This window comes from Arthrobacter sp. efr-133-TYG-104 (assembly GCF_030208915.1).
Classification (GTDB): Bacteria; Actinomycetota; Actinomycetes; order Actinomycetales; family Micrococcaceae; genus Arthrobacter.
On record NZ_JARVTA010000008.1, the window covers coordinates 163,214 to 179,903 of the forward strand.

A 16,690-nucleotide genomic window follows, 5' to 3' on the forward strand; every position below is an offset into this window, starting at 1 on the left:
GTGGCCCGCGTAGACCAGGGCAACTCCAGCCTCGGAATAGAAGACGGCGTTTCCCGCCGCTTGTGCCAGGGCGACATGGAAGCGTGAGTCCAAGGTGAGGAACGTGCCGACGTCCGGGCCCGCATCCATCTCATCCAAGAGCTTGGCGGCCTCCTCAAGCGCAGGCGTGCCGGCTTTGGCGCGACCGGCTGCCCACGACTCGAGGAGCACGCGGGTTTCCACCATGTCCCCTACCGGCAGGTGACGGGTGGCCACGTGCAAGCGCAGGGTGGAACCCAAAGCAGTTCCCGGCTCGGCAATCACTACCGTTCCCGCATCTTTCCCGGATCCAACGCCGGCCCGGACCACCCCCATGACCTCCAGGATCCGGTCGGCCTCACGGACCGAGGTCCGGGAAACCTGCAGTTGCTCAGCCATGGCCCGCTCGCCGGGTAAACGGCCACCCAAGGTGAGCTCGCCGTCGGAAATCTGCTTTTCGATCCATTGCAGGACCAGCTCGTGCGTGCGCATATCCGAATAGTACTTGATGTGGTCAGACCACATGCCCTAGAGTGTGGCTAGACCACGCGAACCCTAGGGAGACCCGCATGACCGACACGATCGATCCCAAGATCACCGCCGCGCCAGCCGATGCCGGGAGCGACCAAAACGTAACCCGCGCACCCCAGCCGCCAGCCGCCGTCGTGCGGCCGCCGGCACTGAAGCGACGCATACCGAGCGTCGCGGACCTGGCGCCGCTGATGCAGTTCAAGAAGCCGGAGTTCAGCAAGACCGCCCGGCTGAAGAGGGCCAGCACCATTTGGGAACTGCGGGACATGGCCAAGCGTCGCACCCCGCAGGCTCCTTTTGATTACACCGACGGTGCTGCCGAGGAAGAAATCACCCTTCGTCGCGCACGTCAGGCCTTCCAGGACATCGAATTCCGCCCTGGCATCCTGCGGGACGTTTCAAGAATCGATCTCCGCACGGACATTTTGGGCCAGGAATCACGCCTCCCCTTCGGGATCGCACCAACCGGCTTTACCCGCATGATGCAGTCCGAGGGCGAATACGCGGGCTCACAAGCAGCCGAAGCCACCGGGATTCCTTACACCCTGTCCACCATGGGCACCGCCTCGATCGAGGATGTGGCAGCCGCTGCCCCGAACGGCCGGAACTGGTTCCAGCTGTACTTGTGGACGGACCGCGAGCGCTCCCTTGGGCTGATCGAAAGGGCCGCGAAGGCCGGTAACGACACCCTGATGGTCACCGTGGACACCGCTGTTGCAGGTGCGCGCCTGCGGGACGTCCGGAACGGCATGACCATACCGCCGGCGCTGACACTGAAAACGGTGGTGGACGCGTCCTACCGCCCGGCGTGGTGGTTCAACTTCCTCACCCACGAACCCCTGACGTTTGCCTCACTATCGCGCTACACCGGGACTGTGGCCGAGCTCATCAATTCCATGTTTGATCCGACACTGACCTACCAGGACTTGGACTGGCTGCGTGAAACATGGAAGGGCAAGCTCGTGGTCAAAGGCATCCAAACCGTGGAGGACGCCCGGCAAGTGGTGGACCACGGCGCCGATGGCATCGTGTTGTCCAACCATGGGGGCCGCCAACTGGACCGCGCACCCATCCCGTTCCACTTGCTTCCCGAGGTCACAACGGGGCTGGCGTCGGACAACAGCAAGGCTGCCGTCATGTTGGACACGGGCATCATGAGCGGTGCGGACATCGTGGCTGCACTGGCCTTGGGTGCTGACTTTGCCCTGATTGGCCGGGCGTACCTTTACGGTTTGATGGCGGGCGGCCGCCCGGGTGTGGACCGTGCCATCCAGATCCTCGAGAAGGACATGACCAGGACCATGGCGTTGCTGGGCGTCAGCAAGGTCTCGGACCTGAATCCGGACCACGTGCGGCTGCTGCAGCGCTAACCCCCACCCAACTAGGGGACAGCACCTGTCGCTATGAGGGCTCAGTACGGCCTGATCTGTCCCCTAGTTGGGTAGCAACCTCAGATGAGGCCTTGGGCGAGCATGGCGTCCGCTACCTTGACGAAGCCGCCGATGTTGGCGCCCACCACGTAGTTTCCAGGCGCACCGTACTCGTCGGCGGTTGCTGCGCAGCGATCGTGGATGCCTACCATGATCTCCGTGAGCCGCTGTTCGGTGTGCTCGAAAGACCATGAATCGCGGCTGGCATTCTGCTGCATCTCCAGCGCGGATGTGGCAACACCACCTGCGTTGGCGGCCTTGCCTGGGCCGAACAGGATGCCTGCCTCGTGGAACACGGACACGGCTTCCCTTGTGGAAGGCATGTTGGCGCCCTCGGCGACCGCGATGAGTCCGTTGCTGACCAACTTGGCGGCAGCATCGCCGTCGAGCTCGTTCTGCGTGGCGCACGGCAGCGCCACCGTGCCGTTGACGTCCCACACGGAACCACCGGTTACGTGGGTGGCACCACCGCGGCGGGCGGCGTACTCGGTCAGGCGCCCGCGCTCCACTTCCTTGATGTGGCGCAGAAGCTCGACGTCGATCCCCGCCTCGTCCACGACGTATCCGGCGGAGTCGGAACAGGCAACCACGGTGGCCCCCAAGGACTGTGCCTTGGCGATAGCATGGATGGCGACATTGCCTGAGCCCGAAACCACCACCCGCTGCCCGTCAAAGGACTGTCCCCGGGTCTTGAGCATCTCTTGGGCAAAGATGACAGTGCCGTAGCCGGTGGCCTCGGGACGAACGAGCGACCCGCCCCATGAGATGCCCTTGCCCGTGAGGACCCCGGATTCGTAGCGGTTGGTGATGCGCTTGTACTGGCCAAAAAGGTACCCGATTTCACGGCCTCCCACCCCGATGTCCCCCGCCGGCACGTCGGTGTACTCGCCAATATGCCTGTACAGCTCAGTCATGAAGGACTGGCAGAAACGCATGATCTCGGCGTCGGAACGCCCCCGGGGGTCGAAGTCCGAGCCGCCCTTTCCGCCACCGATGGGCATGCCCGTCAATGCGTTCTTGAAGATCTGCTCAAACCCGAGGAACTTCACGATCCCCAGATAGACGGAGGGATGGAAACGCAGGCCGCCTTTGTAAGGGCCCAGCGCCGAGTTGAACTCCACACGGAACCCACGGTTGACATGGACCCGGCCCGCGTCGTCGGTCCACGGGACGCGGAAAATGATCTGCCGCTCAGGTTCGCACAGGCGCTCAAGGACTGCGCCCTCGAGGAATTCGGGGTGCCTGTCATGGACCGGGCCCAGGCTTTCAAAGACCTCGATGACGGCCTGGTGGAATTCCTTTTCACCCGGGTTCCGCGCAAGCACGGTGTCCCGGATACCTTCGAGCCTTGAATCCATGGGGGGTTCCTATCCTCAGTGCGCCCAGCTGTAGGGGACGTGTTCAGTCCCGCCCATGGTTGCACTTGCTTCCCCGGCATCTCCATCCGGGGGGAATGTGACCCAACCCGGCTGTTAGCGCTTCCGGCCGAACTTTGGCAGGTTGGGCAGATTCGGAAGGTTGGCCAGCAAATCAGCGGCCTTGGTGGCGGCCCGGCCCACGGTGCGTCCGATGTGTTGGGGCATGGTGTCATCCGGGGCGCCCTCAAGAATCCCTGATGATTCGGTGGCATGCGCCATCACGGCCTGGCCGACGGCGTCCACCCGCGTAGCAGGCGTGTCAGCCCCCGATTCGGTCGTCCCGGATTCGGTCACCGCGCCGGCGGGGGCGGTGACGGCAGCAGGCCCGTTGACGGCGGCTGCTGGCTCCCCACCAGAAGGCGCGACGACGGCGGGCTTAACCTGCCCGACGTCGAACGTTTCCAGCCACGAGGCGATGCCCGCGAGCGGCTTGGTGTTCAGGGTGTAGAAGCGCTTCTGGCCCTGTGCGCGCATGGTGACGAGGTCTGCCTCGCGGAGCACCTTCAAGTGCTTGGAAATAGTGGGCTGGCTCGCCGCCAGCTCCGCCACGAGTTCACCTACAGCCTTATCCCCAGAGCGGAGGGAGACCAGGATGTCGCGTCTGGTTGCCTCAGCTATGACGGCAAATACGTCGTCAGTCACCATGCCTCCCACCCTAGCGACATATACGCCTGTTGGCATCCTGTTTCATGCCGCCCGAGTGCAGGACACGTCAGTCGAACCAGGGATCCAAGCCATACAGCGGGAATATCTGCTTACGCGTAGCGATGACGGCGCGGTCCACCTCGTCTGCGGGATCGTAGCCGACCTCCCAAGAACGCCACCAGATGTCCACGTCGTCGCCCATCAACGCGGGGGTGGGCTCGCCGTAGGTTTCCTTCACATAGCTCCGCCACGCCTCCGGCACGGGCTTCGAGACCGGTACGGGTCGCTGCGTGACCATACCGATCAGATGGCTCCAAGCGCGCGGCACAACGCCGGTGACCTCGTAGCCGCCTCCCCCGGTGGCAATCCAGCGGTTCTCGCAGTAGCGGGCGGCAAGGCCGGCGACGGCGGCAGCGGCCTCGCGCTGGCAGTCGACGCTGAGGTTGAGGTGCGTCAGGGGATCAAGGCGGTGGGAATCGCATCCGTGCTGGCTGACGATGACCTCGGGTGCGAAGGCGGCCACAAGCTGCGGCACTACCGCGTGGAAAGCACGCAACCAGGCCGCATCGCCGGTGAAAGCAGGAAGCGCCACGTTGACGGCGGTCCCGACCGCGTTTGGTCCCCCCGTTTCGTTGGCGAAACCCGTTCCGGGGAATAGCGTGAGGCCGGATTCGTGGAGCGACACGGTCATGACCCTGGGATCGTCCCAGAAGATGCCCTGCGTCCCATCGCCGTGGTGGGCGTCGACGTCGATGCAGACCACGCGCTGCACACCGCCGTCGAGCAGCCGCTGGATGGCAATGGCCACGTCGTTGTACACGCAAAAGCCGCTGGCCTTCCCACGCGCCGCATGATGCATTCCGCCACTGAAGTTCACCGCCCGAACCGACCTGCCGGAAAGGACGGACTCGGCAGCCAGCAGTGAACCGCCGGCAAGCCGTGCGCTGGCCTCGTGCATTCCTGCGAACGCGGGATCGTCTTCGGTCCCCAACCCGCGAGCGTCGTCGGGGCTGGAAGGATCCGCACCGACGCGACGCACAGCTTGGATGTACTCCCGGCTGTGAACAGTCAAAAGCTCGACGTCGGTTGCCACGGCCGGCGCCTCAACTGCCACATGGCTGTGGTCAAAAAGTCCGAGCGCCAGGGCCAACCGTGCAGTTAGCTCCAGCCGCCGGGGCGCCATGGGGTGACCCGGGCCGAAGTCGTAAGCCGTCATCGCGGGGTCCCACACCACCGTCGTTGGGAGTGCGGACCGCGTAATGCTGGAAGCTGATATCCCAACTCTGGAGTTCACCCTGAACAGGCTACCGGAGGCTGAAAGGCCACATCGCCCGGTCAGGCCCGCGAATAGTGGTTTACTACTCAGGAAAGCTTGTTCAACCGAGGAAGAGCGCCATGTCCCAAAGCCAGTCGAGGTCCCAGAGCCCGGCCAACTGGCAGCCCACGCACCAGGACCGTCAGGGCCTCTGGATTTTCACCCGCGTCCGCGACTTCATCGACAACGTTGCAAACAGCTCACCGGCCCGTTTGGCCCTGGTCATTTTCGCATCCGTCATCGTGCTGTTCACCGGGTTGTTGTCGCTGCCCGCCGCCTCTGCTTCAGGGGAATCCACTCCCCTGCACCAAGCCTTGTTCACGGCGGTGTCCAGTGTTTGCGTGACCGGCCTGACCGTAGTTTCAACAGCTACGTACTGGTCCTTCTTCGGGCAATTGGTCATCCTGCTCGGCATCTTCGTGGGCGGCCTGGGTACCCTCACCTTGGCTTCGCTCTTGGCGCTGATGGTGAGCAAACGGCTGGGCGTTCGCGGCAAACTCATCGCCCAGGAAGCGATGAACCACGCCGGCAGGCTTGGCGAAGTGGGTACCCTGCTCCGGATCGTGATCGTCACCTCGGTGGTCATCGAAGGCGCCCTGGCTTTGTCCCTGATTCCCCGTTTCCTGGTGTTGGGCGAGCCCTTCTGGGAGGCGGTGTGGCACGGAATCTTCTATGCCATCTCTTCCTTCAACAACGCCGGATTCACCCCACACTCGGACGGCGTAGTCCCCTACGAGACCGATCTCTGGATACTGGTCCCCCTGATGCTTGGCGTCTTCCTTGGAAGCCTGGGTTTCCCCGTGGTGATGGTGCTCCAACAAAACGGGCTCAACTGGAAGAAATGGAACCTCCACACCAAGCTCACCATCCAGGTATCCCTCATTTTGCTGGTGGCCGGTGCCCTGCTGTGGGGCCTCATGGAGTGGGATAACGTACGCACCATCGCCAATATGAACTTCGGCGACAAGGTGATTCACTCCATCTTTGCCTCTGTCATGACACGCTCCGGCGGTTTCAGCCTGGTGGACCAGAACCAGATGGAGCCCACCACCAAACTCCTCAGCGATGCGCTCATGTTTGCCGGCGGCGGTTCAGCTTCGACTGCCGGCGGCATCAAGGTAACCACCATCGCCGTCATGTTCCTAGCGATCATCGCCGAAGCCCGCGGCGATGCCGACGTGAAGGTGTACGGCCGCACCATCCCCCAAGGCACCATGCGGGTGGCCATCTCCGTGATCGTCGCCGGGGCCACCTTCGTTTCCGTGGCCGCATTCCTGCTGCTCTCCATTAGCGGAGCGTCCCTGGATCGGGTACTTTTTGAAACCATCTCCGCCTTCGCCACTGTGGGCCTGAGCACCAACCTCAGTGGTGAGTTGCCGCCGTCGGGCGTCTACGTCCTGGCCATACTCATGTTCGCCGGCCGCGTGGGCACCGTAACCCTCGCTGCCGGTTTGGCCCTGCGCCAGCGCAGCCAGTTGTACCACTACCCGGAAGAGAGGCCAATCATTGGCTAAGACCACGGGGGCGGCCAACCGCCCCGCCCACAACGCCCCGGTGCTGGTCATCGGCCTTGGCCGCTTCGGGTCCGCCACAGCCGAGCAACTGGTCAAGCAGGGACGCGAAGTCCTCGCCATCGAGCGGGATCGCACCTTGGTCCAGAAATGGGCACCCGTCCTCACCCACGTAGTTGAGGCCGATGCCACCAATATCGATGCGCTGCGCCAACTCGGTGCACAGGAGTTCAGCTCCGCGGTGGTGGGCGTCGGGACATCGATCGAATCCTCCGTGCTGATCACGGTGAACCTGGTTGACCTGGGCATTGAACACCTTTGGGTTAAGGCCATCACGCCCTCGCACGGCAAGATCCTCACCCGAATCGGTGCCAACCACGTGATCTACCCGGAAGCCGATGCCGGGGTCCGCGCGGCACACCTGGTCTCCGGCCGGATGCTTGACTTCATCGAGTTCGACGACGACTTTGCGATCGTCAAGATGTACCCGCCCAAGGAAACCGTGGGCTTTACCCTCGACGAGTCCAAGGTCCGGTCAAAGTACGGCGTGACCATTGTGGGGGTGAAGTCCCCCGGCGAGGACTTCACGTACGCCCGTCCCGAAACCAAGGTGTCCAGCCACGACATGCTGATCGTCTCCGGCCATGTGGATTTGTTGGAACGGTTCGCGGCACGCCCTTAGGCGGCTCCCCACGGCTGGGCCGAACCTTAGCTGAGCTGCTTCGTGATCTCCGCTGCCCGCGCGGCTGCCGCCCGGGCGCCGTCGGCAATGATCTTGGGAATCCCGGCGTCGTCAAACACGGCGATGGCGCGCTCGGTGGTGCCGTTGGGGCTTGTCACTCCCACACGGAGGGCAGTGGGGTCCGCGCCCGGTTCTGCGAGCATGAAACCTGCTCCGGCCACGGTCTCCCGCGCCAACATCACGGACAGCTCAGGATCGAGCCCCAGCTCGGTTCCCGCTGCCGCCATCGCCTCGGCCAGGTAGAAGGCATAGGCAGGCCCTGAGCCGCTGATCGCGGACAACGCATCCACCTGGTCCTCGGGAACCTGCACTACCGTGCCGACACCGGCCAGAGCGGTCTTCACCATGTCCAGCTGTTCAGGTGTGCAGTGAGTTCCGGGAGAGACAGAAATGACGCCGCGGCCCAACCGTGCCGGCGTATTGGGCATGGTCCTGATGACGGGCTGCCCCTCGGGCAACGCGGCTTCGAGCTGGGCGATGGAAACAGCGGCCGCGACACTGACCACAATGGTGTCCTCAGCCAGCGCCGGGCTGATCTCGCGGGCAAGGTCCGCAATCCCCACGGGCTTGACGCCGAGGATGACCATCCCCGCGCCCTTGGTAGCCAATTGGTTGTTATCCGGCTCCTCATCACCGGCGATCGCCATGACTCCGTGACGGTGGGCAAGTTCCTCCGCGCGGGCAGCCCGCCGGACAGTTGCGACGACGTCGGACGGGTCTTTCCCGGCGGCCAGCAGGCCGCCCAGGATAGCCTCGTTCATGGATCCACAGCCAAGGAATGCGATTCGGTTGCTCATTGGTCCATCATTGCAGTTCGCCAAGGATCGGGTCTAACGGTCCCCGGATCCGGATTCCCAGCTTGTTCCCAAGGTTATTGCAGGGGACACCCATGCTCGGTCCCTAACGTTGGTACTACCTCATTGAGGGTGCGAGTGATGAGGCGGGCATGGGGATGTCCGCCAGCAGCACCGGTGGCCGGGCGGGTTTTCCCCCATTTCCCGATTCGGCCGCCGGTGCTTTCGCTTTTAACCGGCCCACCTGACGGGGCCCGGGCCGACCCAGGAACGGGCGAGGCCGTTACTGGGCCAGCGCGCCCGTTACTGTGTCAGGTGCCTTACTGGTCTGCGCTGCCTTACTGATCCGCGCTGCCTTACTGATCCGCGCTGCCTTACTGATCCGCGCTGCGCACCAGCGGCACGCTCAAGTGCTGCCGCGCGAAGCGCAAGGTCTCAGCCAGCATCTCCTCGCGTTCCCCGGCTACTTTCGCTTTTCGGGTGGAAATCTCCGCCACTACAACGCCGTCAAAACCGCTCGACGCCAAATGCTGCAGCGCGTCCGCGCACTGCTGGGTGCCGGTACCGGGAACCAGATGCTCATCTTTCCCCGACCCCGAACCATCCGTGAGGTGGACGTGACGGAGTTTGCTGCCCAGCGACTTGATGGCTTCCAAACTGTTGGCTCCCGCTGTGGCGGCGTGCGAGAAGTCCCATGTGACGTCGTCGTAATCCTGGCCCAGCGGGTCCCAGTGCGGCAGGTAGGCCACGGCTTCCCGCCCGCGAACGCGCCACGGGTACATGTTCTCTACCGCGATGCGTACTTGGTAGGTCTCCGCGAGTTCTTTGACGCCCTCAACGAAGTTTTCGGCATAGTTGGATTGCCACCTGAACGGCGGGTGCGCCACCACGGTGTCACACCCGACCTCCACGGCCATCTGGCAGGATTTTTCGATCTTGTTCCACGCCGTACCCCACACTTGTTGCGTCAACAGCAAAGTGGGTGCGTGGATGGAGACAATCTCCTGATGGTATCGATGGCTAAGTTGGATAAGGGCTTTGGGGTTCTGACTCACGGCATTGTTGGTAACCATCACCTCCACGCCCTCGTAGCCCAGGTCCTGGGCCACGGCAAAGGCATCGTGGACGCTGAGCGGGTAGACGGAGGCGCTGGACAGCGCCACAGGGATCTGGCGGTCATTCAGTTCGGGTTCGACGTCGTTACTCATCTCAGGAGACCAGCCCGCCTGCAGCAGGGGCTGGGATAGGGGCAAGGGGCGGGGTGTCTGCGGGGGCCGGGAAGTCGAGTGACTCGTGGCGGGATTGATCGATATCCAATATCTTCTTGGCTTCCTTGGCTGCTTTCTTTTTGGACTTGTCCTTGCGTTTACCAACGTGCGGGGCGGGGTCCAGCGCTTCTTCGAATACCAGCTGATCCAAGCGGCGGAGAATCAATCCCTCACGCAAAGCCCATGGGCAAATTTCCATCTTCGGGAACTCAAAGAGTTCCAAGGCCGCCTCGGCAACCAGCGCACCGGCCAGGAGCTGGTGCGCGCGGGCGTCCGAAACGCCCGGGAGATATAGCCTGTCCTCCACCCTCATCGCGGAGATCCGTTGCGCCCACAAGCCGAGGTCTGCTGCGTGCAACTCCCGCTTGACGTAGGGTCCAGCGCCACTGGGGGCAGCCCCGGCGATCCGGGCCAGGGAACGGAACGTTTTGGACGTCCCGGCCACAAGGTTTGCCCGTCCAACCTCCTGGAAGCTGCGGGCAACGGGCTTCAACGTAGAGCGGATGTAACGCCGAAGTTCCTTGACGCTCTTGGCCGTGGGCGGGTCATCCTGCAGCCAATCCCTGGTCAAACGGCTCGCACCTAGCGGCACAGAGGTGGCAAACTCAGGCAGCTCGTCAGTTCCGTACGCCATTTCGAAGGAGCCGCCGCCGATGTCGAGGTCCAGGATCGGACCGGCGCCCCAGCCGTACCAACGGCGGACTGCGAAGAAGGTCATGGACGCTTCTTCGCTTCCCGTCAGTTCCTGGAGCGTCACCGTGGTCTCGTGCTTTACCCGGGCCAGGACATCGGCACCGTTGGTGGCCTCGCGGATGGCTGACGTACAGAAAGCCAAGAGGTCTTGGGCTTTGTGGGCGGCCGCGAATTCCCACGCCTCCAACACGAACTCGATGAGCTCATGCTGGCCGGCATCGCTGATATTCCCGTCGCCGTCCAGGTATTGAACCAGCGAGAGTGGCCGTTTGTGCGAAGCGAACGGTACTGGGCGCGCGCCGGGGTGGGCATCCACCAGCAGGAGGTGGACGGTGTTTGACCCGATGTCGAGAACGCCAAGACGCATTCTGCCATTATTCACCGATTCGAAGCCCGGGAAGTAACTTTGGGCCACGTTTCGCGCCTCCGGTGGCATAGCCATGCGGGTCCGGGCGGTGGGGGCTGATGCTTGCCTGCCTATTCCGCAGGCTCTCCGGCGTCGTCTGCCCGTTTGAAGTCCCGGCGGATGTTCGCGATGCCCTCGGGGTCGATTTCGAACCCGTACTCGCTGCCCGGGTTAATGACCATGCCCAACTCATTGCCGATGTTCCCAAGAATGGCCGAACCCAACGTACCCAGGACATGCGGGGCGGCCTCAAGGAACCTCTCGTCCACCCGGCTGGGGTGGCTGAAGACCGCCAGGACCGGCTGCCCGTCCGCGTTGGCAAGAACCAAGGGTTCCACGGAGGAATCTGGACCGTCCACACCTTCGGAGCTGACCAGGTAGACCTCGTTGTTGAGGAAGGCAAGGATGACCTCCACAGGGTTCGCATCCGGCTGCTCGGCGGCGGCCAGCTTCAGCTCCAGTTCGTTCAGCGGCTGCGCGTCGTGCTGGCCGCCCCCTGTTGCCTCGGTGGCGCTTTCGGGCTCGTTTTCCGGTGAAACGGTCTGTTCAGTCATAGTCCTACTCGACCACGATGCCGGCCGGGACGCAATTCACGTGAACCGGCCCGGCCAACCTCTGGGACCCGGAAATCTTATTTCCGGGCCACGGCCTTCTTGGCGGGAGCCTTCCGGGTGGTGGTGCGCTTGACAGGCCCCTTGGCACGTTTTTCCGCCAAAAGTTCGACGGCGCGTTCCCGGGTCAGCTCCTCCAGGGAGGTGGAACGAGGCACGGTAATATTGGTGACGCCATCGGTGATGTAAGGACCGAAACGGCCTTCCTTGACCACGATGTTCTTCTCGGACACCGGATCAGGACCAAACTCCGCAAGCGGTGGAACTGCGGCACGCGCGCCACGCTGTTTGGGCTGCGAATAGATCTCCAGCGCTTGTTCCAACGTGATGGTGAAGATCTCTTCTTCGGACCCGATGGAGCGTGAATCGGTGCCCTTCTTCAGGTAGGGACCAAAACGGCCGTTTTGAACCGTGATCGGGTTGCCATCCGCATCTTCACCCAGGACGCGCGGCAAACTCATGAGCTGGAGCGCCTCGTCAAGGGTCACAGTGTCTACCGTCATGGACTTGAAGAGGGATCCCGTGCGCGGCTTGGCCTTGACGGGCTTCTTGGGCGGTTTGGGCTTGCCGTTCTTGTAGTACTCCACCGGCTGGTTGGCCAACTGCTCTTCTTCGGTCATCTCGGGGATGATCTCGGTGACGTAGGCTCCATACCGGCCGTTCTTGGCCACCACCGTGTGTCCTGTGTGCGGATCGGCACCCAAGACGCGCTCCTCCGGGGCAGCGGTCTCCATGAGTTCCTTGGCTTTAGCCGCTGTGAGCTCGTCCGGAGCCAGATCTTCGGGCACGTTCGCCCGGGCCGACTCCACTACCTCGCCGGTCTTCTCATCCAGGGTTGGAATTGAGCTTTCCAGGTAAGGGCCGAACTTACCGACGCGCAGAGTGATGCCTTCCGCGATGGGCACGGAGTTGATCTCTCTGGCGTCGATTTCACCGAGGTTGTTCACGATGCTCAACAGGCCGGGGTCTGCGTCTTCGCCGTAATAGAAGTGCTTGAGCCATGCAGTTCCGGCTGCTTGGCCGTTGGCGATCTTATCCAGGTCGCCTTCCATATCCGCCGTGAACTCATAATCCACGTAGTCCGTGAAGTGCTGCTCGAGCAACCGGATCACGGAGAAGGCGATCCAGCTGGGAACCAGGGCGGACCCTTGTTTCCGGACGTAACCGCGGTCTTGGATGGTGGAAATGGTTGAAGCGTAAGTGGATGGGCGTCCAATGCCGCGCTTTTCCAGCTCTGCGGTCAGCGATGCTTCCGTGTACCGAGGGGGCGGTGAGGTCTCGTGGCCCACGGCCAGGATTTCCGAGGCCGTCAGTTCATCATCTTTGGCGACGTTCGGCAGGCGCCGTGCTTCGTCGGAATCGTCATCCCCGCGGCTTTCGTCCTTGCCCTCTTCGTAAGCGGCCAAGAACCCCGGGAAAGTGATGACGGTGCCGGACGCGGAGAACTCGGCGTCGCGGCCATCCGCGGCGATCGCACCGAGACGAATGGTGGCCGTGGAACCCTTGGCGTCTGCCATCTGGGAGGCGACCGTGCGCTTCCAAATGAGTTCGTAGAGCCGGAACTCGTCGCCGCTCAGCTGTTTGGCCACCTGTGCCGGGGTGCGGAAGGAGTCACCGGCGGGGCGGATGGCCTCGTGGGCTTCTTGCGCGTTTGCGGCTTTGTTGGCATAGACGCGGGGGCTCGTGGGGACGTACTCGGGCCCATAAAGCTCAGACGCCTGACGCCTCGCAGCCGTGACGGCTTCATTGCTCAGTGCTGACGAGTCAGTACGCATATAGGTGATGTAACCGTTTTCATACAGGCGCTGCGCTACCTGCATGGTGCTCTTGGACGAGAAGCGAAGCTTGCGTCCGGCCTCCTGTTGCAGCGTGGAGGTGGTGAACGGTGCTGCGGGGCGGCGGGTGTACGGCTTTGTATCGACAGATCGGACGCGGAAATCCGCGTTCTCAAGGCCGGCAGCCAAGGACGTTGCGCGTTCCTCGTCGAGGTGCACGGCGTTCGATGAGGTGAGCTGGCCGTTGTCATTGAAGTCACGGCCGCTGGCAACTTTGGCGCCGTCCACGGCTGCAAGCTTGGCCTTAAAGGATCCAGAGTCCGCACCGAACTGTCCGGTCAGGTCCCAGTAGGAGGCTGCCCGGAAGGCCATGCGTTCACGTTCACGGTCCACCACCATGCGGGTGACCACGGACTGAACGCGTCCGGCGGAGAGGCCGCGGGCCACTTTTCGCCAGAGGACCGGGGAAATCTCGTAACCGTAGAGCCGGTCAAGGATGCGCCGGGTCTCCTGGGCGTCCACCAGGGCTGTGTCGACGTCGCGAAGGTTGTCCATGGCGCGGTGGATTGCTTCCTTGGTGATTTCACCGAAGGTCATCCGGTACACCGGAACCTTGGGCTTCAAAACCTCCAGCAGGTGCCACGCAATGGCTTCACCTTCGCGGTCCCCATCGGTTGCGAGGTAGAGCGCGTCGGCGTCTTTGAGTTGGGCCTTGAGCTCGGCGACCTTCTTCTTCTTGTCCGGCGAGACAACGTAGTAAGGCTTGAAGTCGTTTTCGACATCGACGGCGAACTTGCCCAGCGAGGTCTTCTTCAGTTCTGCAGGAAGGTCCGAGGGTTGGGGTAGGTCCCGGATGTGGCCGATCGAGGCCTCGACAATGAAGCCCTCGCCAAGGTACTTGGCGATGGTCTTACTCTTGGCGGGAGACTCCACGATCACGAGTTTCTTGCCGGTTTTTGCCTTGCTGGGCACGGTGCTCCTACAGAAAAAATGTGTGATTGGGCTGGTGCCCATACTGGCCTAGTTCACCATAGATTGCAGAATCCTGCGTTTTCGGCCGGGAACCGGGAGGGTCTTTCAGAGGTCCAGCCGGGCAGTTATTGCCCCGGTGCCACGCGGTCATCCGGGATCATCGACCACAGGGTGGCCATGCGCTCGGCGCCCTCAGGTATACGACTGGGATCCTCAAGTTCGTACTCGCGCAAGACCTCACGAATGCGTTCCGAAAGCTCCTTGCGCTGCGCTTTGGTAAGGTACAGCAAATTGCTCGCCAAGACCACCGCCGCAGCTTCCTCGGCCGCTTGTCCCTTTTGCTTGCGTTCCCCGCGGGCCTTGGCAAATGCGGATGCCCGACGCCGGAACGCGTCGAGCTCGAGGTCCACAACTGCAATTTCCGGGCTGGCTATGCTGCCTCCCGAAATAGTGAAGTCTGTGCCGGCAGCCCTCCAGCGGCGTTCCCGGGCATCACCGGAATTTTCGGCCGGGGCCACGATCCCCCACTTCTGGAGTGCACGGAGGTGATAGCTCATGGCGCTGGGGGTGAGTCCCGTCCTCGCTGCCAGTTCCGTGGCGGTGTGGCTCACCTGCGTGGCGTAGAGCTCTGAGATGACCTCGAGGCGGGCAGCGTGGGCCAAGGCGCGGATAGCTTTTGGATCAGTGATCTCAACCGTCTTCTCGGCGCGCTTGCCCCGAGTCACCTCGTGGTCCGGCTGGGATGCTGGGTTGTTGGCTATCACTCCCTCAGTGTAGTCAGCGTCACACCGAAGGAGGCGGGTACCTACCGGCAGCGGCGGTGCGTTGCCGGTCATGCCATGACCTGCGTCGCGGTGGCCTGAGTTGCGGTGGCCTGACTCGCCTGATCGGTGTACGGGAGCAGGAAGCCCTCCAGGACCAGGTTGGTGACGTCCTGCAGCAGGCGGTCCCGGAAGCCTTGCTCGTCGAAGTCCTCCGCACCTCCCAGAAGCGCTACCAAGGCCGAGATTATCTGGCCAACGGTGAGCTGACCATCACATGCGGAGACAAATCCGGCGAGTTCGGTGCTGAGCAGGTTGGTCCGGCGCAGGCCGGCGCCTTGGCGCAAAAGGATGACTCCTGGATGCTCCGCCCCGGGCCGTTGATGGCGTTCCTCGGTGACGTCCTCGGCAACCAGCAGATGGGCTTCGGCCAAGGTGTTGGCCGCCATCCAATCCGCGCGGTGCACAGCTGCTCGAAGATGCGGGCCCACCGGTTGCTCGATCGGATGCGTGATTTCTTCAAAGCGATCGATGATGGGGCCAGAGGACGCGAACGGCCTGCGCAGAAAGATCATGCCGAACCCGATGCCCTGGACACTCCTGGAGGCGAAGTCGTCAAGGTAGGCCGCGTACGACGCCTTATAGTGGCCGTCGTCGCGGTTTTGGGAGGCGTCCTGCAACCACGTCTCCGCATATTGTTCAGGCCCTACCTGCTCCCGTTGGATAAACCAAGCATCCTGGCCGGAGTCCCTTACCCAGTCGGCGGGACGGCCCATCCAGCGGTTGCCCGAAGGTATCTCCCAGTTGCCCAGCATCTGGGCGATCCCACCAGGTTCAAGTACGTGGGCCAATGACGTCACAAGGGCAGCCACGATTCCGTCCCCTGCAAGTCCGCCGTCCCGGTACGTGAATTGGTCAGCAACTGATTCGCCGCCCGTGCGTGGCGTGATGACAAAGGGAGGGTTGGAGACGATGAGCCCGAAGTGTTCCCCCGCCACTGGTTCCAGAAGGGATCCACGGCGAAGCGTGACACGCCTCTCCAGATGATCCGGATCCAAGCCCAGTTCCACGGCGTTCAACAGCAGGTTGAAGCGGGTGAAAGCAAGGGCCCTCTCCGAGATGTCTGTGGCCGTGACGTGTTCGCAGTGATGCAGCAAGTGGAACGTTTGGATGCCGCACCCAGTGCCGACATCCAGTGCGCGCTTGACGTTTTCCCTGATGGTGGCCTGCACAAGGGTGGTGGATGCACGCCCGATCCCCAAGACGTGGTCGTGCCGCAGCACACCCGGTTGCTGATGGGCGGCAAGATCGCTGGCTACCCAGAGATTCGCTCCCCCGCTCCCATCTGAATTGGCGTCCCAGCCATACGGGCGAAGATCTACCTTGGCGCGCACGACCCCCGAATCCACCGTCGCGAGGCCCAAATCCGCCAGCCCTCGCGTAAGCACGCCCGGGAGCGCAGCATCAACGTCTGCCTCGGATTGAGGGACTGCCAGCAGCCACAACCCCACCAACACCCCGAGGGCGCGGACGGCCGGGTCCTCCGACGTTGAGCGCCGTTCCGTCACCACCAGAGCGGGGACCAATTGATCCCGGCTGAGCGCCTCCGAGGCAGATTCTCCGAGGAACTCGGCGACGCCATCCACCGTGTAAAAGAGGGTGCGAAGGTCCGAAGCCAGAGCGGCCAGAAGGCCCGGCTGGTCGCTGCGGGGGGCATCGGGAGTATTGCCTGAAGTAAACGAGGTGGCTGCGTCAATCACCCTGCAAGTCTAGGGCGGGTACGCCGTGCCCCGGCTCCCG

13 protein-coding genes and 1 pseudogene are annotated in these 16,690 nt (G+C 63.1%); 3 read left to right on the top strand and 11 right to left on the bottom strand.

Translation table 11 applies throughout. The annotated features are described in order from the left end of the window. Positions 1 to 42: 42 nt before the first annotated feature. Positions 43 to 510: pseudogene (locus QRN04_RS08350) on the bottom strand (FadR/GntR family transcriptional regulator); the annotation flags it as partial. Between the two features lie 77 nt (positions 511 to 587). On the opposite strand from QRN04_RS08350, the gene QRN04_RS08355 reads away from it, so the two are divergent. Continuing rightward, a complete protein-coding gene (locus QRN04_RS08355; RefSeq protein ID WP_284975549.1) occupies positions 588 to 1,919 on the top strand; it encodes an alpha-hydroxy acid oxidase in 1,332 nt (443 codons plus the stop codon). Between the two features lie 80 nt (positions 1,920 to 1,999). Here the strand turns inward: QRN04_RS08355 and gdhA are convergent, their stop codons facing one another. From gdhA to QRN04_RS08370, 3 genes are all read right to left on the bottom strand, one after another. Then, positions 2,000 to 3,337 carry an NADP-specific glutamate dehydrogenase gene (gdhA, locus tag QRN04_RS08360; RefSeq protein ID WP_284975550.1) on the bottom strand — a complete coding sequence of 446 codons (1,338 nt, stop codon included), beginning with the start codon at positions 3,335 to 3,337 and terminating at the stop codon, positions 2,000 to 2,002. A gap of 114 nt (positions 3,338 to 3,451) precedes the next feature. Beyond that, positions 3,452 to 4,042 (bottom strand): metalloregulator ArsR/SmtB family transcription factor, encoded by a 591-nt coding sequence (locus QRN04_RS08365; RefSeq protein WP_284975551.1) that lies wholly within the window; start codon positions 4,040 to 4,042, stop codon positions 3,452 to 3,454. Between the two features lie 67 nt (positions 4,043 to 4,109). Then, positions 4,110 to 5,336 (bottom strand): acetoin utilization protein AcuC, encoded by a 1,227-nt coding sequence (locus QRN04_RS08370; protein WP_284975552.1) that lies wholly within the window; start codon positions 5,334 to 5,336, stop codon positions 4,110 to 4,112. Between the two features lie 101 nt (positions 5,337 to 5,437). Between QRN04_RS08370 and QRN04_RS08375 the strand changes: the two genes are divergently transcribed. Then, positions 5,438 to 6,871, top strand: a complete 1,434-nt coding sequence (locus tag QRN04_RS08375; protein WP_284975553.1) for a TrkH family potassium uptake protein — start codon at positions 5,438 to 5,440, stop codon at positions 6,869 to 6,871. 40 nt (positions 6,872 to 6,911) lie between these two features. Continuing rightward, positions 6,912 to 7,550 (top strand): potassium channel family protein, encoded by a 639-nt coding sequence (locus QRN04_RS08380; protein WP_410550918.1) that lies wholly within the window; start codon positions 6,912 to 6,914, stop codon positions 7,548 to 7,550. 26 nt (positions 7,551 to 7,576) lie between these two features. On the opposite strand, the gene proC is transcribed toward QRN04_RS08380, so the two are convergent. From proC to QRN04_RS08415, 7 genes are all read right to left on the bottom strand, one after another. Then, a complete protein-coding gene (proC, locus tag QRN04_RS08385; RefSeq protein ID WP_284975555.1) occupies positions 7,577 to 8,407 on the bottom strand; it encodes a pyrroline-5-carboxylate reductase in 831 nt (276 codons plus the stop codon). 371 nt (positions 8,408 to 8,778) lie between these two features. Next, complete coding sequence (locus tag QRN04_RS08390) at positions 8,779 to 9,612, bottom strand: sugar phosphate isomerase/epimerase family protein (protein WP_284975556.1); 834 nt, start codon at positions 9,610 to 9,612, stop codon at positions 8,779 to 8,781. Between the two features lies 1 nt (position 9,613). Beyond that, complete coding sequence (locus QRN04_RS08395) at positions 9,614 to 10,732, bottom strand: Ppx/GppA phosphatase family protein (protein ID WP_284975557.1); 1,119 nt, start codon at positions 10,730 to 10,732, stop codon at positions 9,614 to 9,616. A 110-nt stretch (positions 10,733 to 10,842) separates the two neighbouring features. After that, positions 10,843 to 11,325: an SseB family protein gene (locus QRN04_RS08400; RefSeq protein ID WP_284975558.1), complete on the bottom strand. Its 483-nt coding sequence runs from the start codon at positions 11,323 to 11,325 to the stop codon at positions 10,843 to 10,845. 77 nt (positions 11,326 to 11,402) lie between these two features. Continuing rightward, positions 11,403 to 14,129 carry a type I DNA topoisomerase gene (gene topA / locus QRN04_RS08405; RefSeq protein ID WP_284975559.1) on the bottom strand — a complete coding sequence of 909 codons (2,727 nt, stop codon included), beginning with the start codon at positions 14,127 to 14,129 and terminating at the stop codon, positions 11,403 to 11,405. Positions 14,130 to 14,254: 125 nt separating this feature from the next. Further along, entirely contained in the window at positions 14,255 to 14,965 is a 711-nt protein-coding gene (locus QRN04_RS08410) for an ArsR/SmtB family transcription factor (protein WP_284975560.1), read from the bottom strand. Continuing rightward, entirely contained in the window at positions 14,962 to 16,650 is a 1,689-nt protein-coding gene (locus tag QRN04_RS08415) for a DUF7059 domain-containing protein (protein ID WP_284975561.1), read from the bottom strand. Before QRN04_RS08415 ends, QRN04_RS08410 begins: the two co-directional genes overlap by 4 nt. Between the last annotated feature and the right edge of the window lie 40 nt (positions 16,651 to 16,690).